The organism is Rhodococcus sp. P3_B8 (assembly GCF_056402775.1).
In genome coordinates this window covers 1-5,121 of record NZ_JBFUGT010000404.1, presented here as the reverse complement: position 1 = coordinate 5,121, position 5,121 = coordinate 1, and the positions used below count along the sequence as shown (strand labels likewise).

The following is a 5,121-nucleotide window of genomic DNA, read 5'->3' as shown; positions in this document are numbered from 1 at the left end:
GCCGTACCCGATGACGAGCTTCTACGCCATGCCGATCCTCACGGTCGGCGCCCTCGCAACATCGTAAATAAATCTCCGCTGCAGCTGTTCCACGCCCGTCCACAGCAGCATGCACCCTAACCCGGGAGTCATCCATGTCCCTGAAAGCGAAGTTTCGCGGCCCCGCGACCTCGATCGACGATCAAGTGGAAAGCTTTGCCACCGAGAGAGTTCCAACGAATCAACGATGGCCAATCCCTGCCATCAGCGTCGTCCTCCTCGGTGGCGCAACCGCAATGTTCTGGTTCACCTACGGCGCTCAACACCTGTTCCTGGTGGGATTCCCGCTGATCCTGATACCAATCGGCTATTTCGTCATCGGCGCAGTACTGACGGGCATGTTGACGATGCGCGTAGCATCCAGAGAGGGTTTGTCTCCCAACCTACTCAGCCGCGGCCTCGGATTCGGAAGTAGGGGCGCTGCCGTCACGTCGTTCATATACGGAATCAACTACGTCTACTACTTCCTCTTCGAAGGCACCATCGTTTCGCACGCCATTGCCATATACTTCGAAATCCCTATCGACTCCTTCAACGGAACCCTCATCTACGCCGCGTTCGGACTCGTCACGATCGCATTCGCCTGGCGTGGCATGCATGCAATGTCCTTCCTGCAAAAATGGGGATTCCCCTTCTTCGTCATCACAGTAGGGTGGGCGGTATACGTATTTTCCAGGGATCGAGATCTGGTCGGCATTGGAGATTGGACCGCGACCCAGCCTCTCACATTCGCCGCGATGATGAGCGCGCTCAGCCTCGCGAACGGACAGGTCATCTTCCAGGGGCTGATGGCAACCGACTACGGACGGTTCGCATCTCAGCGAATCCGATACCGTGGAACCGCCTCGATCATGATTCTCGAACTCATTCCCATGCTGATCGTCATCGGACTCGGCTGCTTCTTTGGCATCAACCTGTACAGCGAACTCAGCGGACCCGACGCCCAGTCGTACGCCCAGGACCCCGGCTACCTATTCGTCAACGTAATTGGGCTGCTGGGCGTTATTCTGGTTGTCGTCACCCAGATCCGCGTCAACGTTATGAATCTGTATTCAGGTTCGATTGCTTTGGCAAGCGGATTCGAGGTGGCAGCGAAGATCAAGCCGGGCCGCCCCTGGTGGATGTTCCTCATTTGGGGTGTGGGAGTTCTATTCTATGTCACCAACGTTTTGAACCATCTCGGTACTTTCCTCGCGATTGCCGGCGTCCTCACCAACACCTGGGTGCTCATCATCCTCGCGGACTACTTCGTGTGTCGGCGCTGGATGAAACTCGGCAAGCCCGAGAACGTCGAATTTCACGAAAACGAAGTCCCGAAATGGAACCCATGCGGCCTGACGTCGCTTGGAGTTGCGGTCACTATCGGTGCCATGGGAATCATTGGGATCTATCCGATCTACTTCGCCTCTTTTGTTGCAATGATCGTCGGCCCCCTTATTCACATTGCGCTGACAAGGGCGACCGGCGGGCGGTACTACACACCGAAACGTACTGCAACCCAGACCGACCTGAACGCATTGGATGAGGCTGACGACGACCACGACCCGCTGTCCGTCTGAGGAAAGGAAAGCAGTGACCACACCCCGCCATAACGTAGACGACATCCGTCGGCTCAGCGCCACAGTCAATCTGGTGGTCGAGAACCATCGACTTTCTGAGCTGTGTGAGGCCGCGAACCATGCCGACTCGTTCATCCGCAAAGTCTCACACATACCGTGCGGCGAGACAGCGCCTGCCACCTCATTCGACCCCCGTTGGAAGTAGACGAGCATGCAACCATATGAGCTGTCGGTTTCTGCAGCATCCGACCTGATCAAGTCTCGAGCACTTTCTCCAGTAGAACTGACTGCTTCCGTGCTCGATCGAATGGAAGCCACGGAACCGCTTGTGAACGCCTACGCGTTGACACTCGCCGAGAATGCGCGGGCTGCCGCAGAAGTGGCCGAGCACGAGATTTCGTCGGGCCATTACAAGGGTCCGTTTCACGGCATTCCCATCGGCATCAAAGATCTGTACAATATGCGAGGTCTTCCCACCACTGCTAGTTCACGCGTCCGTGACGCATTCGTGCCTACTCAGGACAGCGCTGTGGTGGAGAAACTCACTGCGGCAGGCGCGGTGATCGTTGGGAAAACACATACACACGAGTTCGCCTTCGGTGGAGTAACACCCGGCACGAGCAACCCTTGGAACACTCAATTTATCGCTGGCGGGTCCAGCGGCGGGTCAGCTGCAGCGGTGGCTGCAGGTTCGTGTCTAATGGCCACCGGAAGCGACACCGGAGGCTCAATCCGCATCCCAGCCGCCTTCTGCGGAATGGTTGGGCTCAAACCGACGTACGGTCTAGTCTCCCGGCGCGGCGTCACATCCTTGTCGTGGTCACTCGACCACGCCGGACCCATCACTCGTAACGTGGCAGACGCCGCACTGGCTTTGACCGCGATGGCAGGGTATGACGACCAGGATCCGGGAAGTCTGAAACTCGAGGCACGCGACTACTCAGCCGATCTCGATGGTGGCGTCTCCGGATTGCGTGTCGGTGTTCCCAGCAACTTCTACTTCGACCGAGTGGACAGTGAAGTCGTCCGTCGTGTAGAGGTTGCTCTCGGCCAATTCGAGCAGCTCGGGGCGAGTCTCGTCGAGATCGAAGTCCCGATGACTGACTAMGTAGAAGCGCTGGAGTGGGCGATTCTCCTTCCAGAGGCCAACGCATATCATTCCGAAATGCTTCGCAGCTCAGGCGATCTCTATACCCCGGAGGTACGCACGATGTTGGAAGCCGGCGAGTTCGTATTCGCCAAGGACTACATTCAGGCGCTCAGAGGACGGGCGCTCATGCAGAACGCGTGGCGTTCGATGTTTGGGCAGATTGATGTATTGGCGGCCCCGACGCTGAGTTCGTCACCCGCTCGTCACGATCACACACACGTGACATGGCCAGACGGGTCATCGGAGGCGCTGACCGAGAGCTACATGCGATTGTCCGCGCCAGCAAATCTGTTGGGGCTACCTGCCCTGTCCGTGCCCATCGGAACGACGGAAATCGGTCTTCCCATCGGAATGCAGATAGTTGGTCGTCCGCTCGAGGATAGGACGGTCCTGCGCGCCGGCAACGCATACGAAAAGGCATTCGGCCAGTTCGGCAAGACTGCACCCTTGTTGGCCGTTTCAGACACGTCGGGCAGGGCGTAGGCCTCCGCGACACGGTGGCGACGAGAAGTTGCTTCTGCCAGTTGCCGAACCGATGGTTGACGGCGATGCCCCGTCGTCGGGCGATATCGGTGGGCACTGAGCTGTCCATCCTCGGATGTGGCAGGTCGTACGAACCGAGCTTCGGCCTGCTTCAGCCCTGATCCACCGTCAGCGTGACTGTGTGAGCGGATCGTACACGAGAGCCCCTGTAGGGCAGGAAGCTCTGAGTTGCCACACAATAGATTCCGGCACCAGGACAGGAGAATCTCGCAGGGGAAAGCTGCTCACACCGTCACGCCGGTTTCGATGATCCGAACCTCGTCTCGGCCGCACGCCTGTTCCGGTGATGCAGCTGGCCGAGACCGCGGGCCTGCACGACCTACTCGACCGACGTCTGGGCGTCGATACACCGAACCCGGTGGTCAAGTCCGCCGGCATCGGCGCGGGGATGCTCGCAGGCACGGACAGCATCGACGACCTCGACGTTCTTCGCCACAGGGCCACGACCCGGCTCTTCGCTGGGGTGCGGGCTCCGTCCACGCCGGGAAGCCCTCTTCGGTCCTTCACCCACGGCCATGTCCAGCAACTCGACCGTCGCCGCACGCCTGCTCGTCAGCCTGTCAGCCCGAGTCCCAGACATGCTCGACGGGGCGGATCAGATGGTGTTCGTCGATGTCGACGACACCATCGGTGAAGTGCACGGCTACGACGAGCAGGCCGCCGCGTTCGGATACTCGGGCGTCCTTGGCTTGAACGCCCAACGGGCGGGCGCCCCGACCCGGTCGCGGCGCCGGTCATCGTCCGCGCCCGCCTTCGCCGCGGCAACACCGCATCGCACACCGGCGAGCGACTGCTCACTCGGAGGCCATCGGCTGCGCCAGCACCGCCGGGTTGTCCAGTGCAGATCCTGGCGCGGGCGAACTCGGCCTACTTCTGCCACCGCGTCGAACCGGCTCCGGCGGTGGATGATCTGCTGTCGGAGGTCGATCGAGACCCGACGGCCGTTGTTCGGGTTTGAACTCCGCTCACTCCCAGCATTGCTGGAGAATTCTTCGCCGTGTCTGCAAGCGATTCGGCGAAGAGGTCCGCAGGTTGTGCCCAGTCAAGGGGGATGCGCGGTGGGTGGCCGACTTCGTCGGCTACACGATTGATCTCGAGGGGCGTTTAGTCCTGCAACGGCGGTGAACTGACTCGAGGTCGGCATGAACCGGAAGGCAAGTCCGACCTCGTCTCCGTCACGCCGACACGTCCATGGAACATCCGAACCGACTCGGAAAGTGACGATCGCGCGGAGTTGCGCCGACCGAGGACGGGACGCGACGGGTGTCCGAGTGGTCCATGACACCCTCACCAGCGAGCCGATAACTTCCTACTTCACTCCTCGACGTTCAGACACCTCGTCACTTCGATACAGTGACGGGGCACTGCATGCGCGCACGGCCACGGTCATCGTCCTTACACCGTTCATGTCGCCGTCCATTTTGGCAGTCATGCCTCACAGGGAGACGAGGACGGCGACGCTGCACTTGGGCGCGCCTTACTCGACTCACTCACCTGCTGGGCTCCATCGCCTCGTACCTGCCGCACCTCGTCGACACCAGAACCGGACCAGACCTCGACCACACAAGAGACGCGCCGTTTCGCCACACTGCACAAGCACGCCTCCAGGTTGGCCAAGACACCGATGGAATCCTGCATGCCAGCCGGAACCGAACACATGATCACCCTGAACCATCCCGGGTCTCATGCACACACTGTCATTTGTGTGCGACCGGTTGATCGGCACGGTGTTCAGCGTAGTACTTGGCTTCGTACTCGGCCGGTGGGATCCGCCCGAGACGATGCATGAGCCGGCCGGTGTTGTACCAGTGCACCCACGCCGAGGTGGCC

3 protein-coding genes are annotated in these 5,121 nt (G+C 60.3%); 2 read left to right on the top strand and 1 reads right to left on the bottom strand.

Annotated features, from left to right (window positions below; genetic code table 11):
* The first annotated feature begins 134 nt into the window (after positions 1-134).
* Both AC1D1G_RS41535 and AC1D1G_RS41530 read left to right on the top strand, forming a co-directional pair.
* A complete protein-coding gene (locus tag AC1D1G_RS41535) occupies positions 135-1,598 on the top strand; it encodes a purine-cytosine permease family protein (RefSeq protein ID WP_141468242.1) in 1,464 nt (487 codons plus the stop codon).
* Between the two features lie 211 nt (positions 1,599-1,809).
* A complete protein-coding gene (locus tag AC1D1G_RS41530; protein ID WP_477956530.1) occupies positions 1,810-3,231 on the top strand; it encodes an amidase in 1,422 nt (473 codons plus the stop codon).
* Positions 3,232-3,851: 620 nt separating this feature from the next.
* On the opposite strand, the gene AC1D1G_RS41525 is transcribed toward AC1D1G_RS41530, so the two are convergent.
* Positions 3,852-3,992, bottom strand: a complete 141-nt coding sequence (locus AC1D1G_RS41525; RefSeq protein ID WP_477956529.1) for a hypothetical protein — start codon at positions 3,990-3,992, stop codon at positions 3,852-3,854.
* Between the last annotated feature and the right edge of the window lie 1,129 nt (positions 3,993-5,121).

Coding starts and splice junctions, on each gene's coding strand:
- AC1D1G_RS41535 (WP_141468242.1), top strand. CDS start 135: ATGTCCCTGAAAGCGAAGTTTCGCGGCCCCGCGACCTCGATCGACGAT.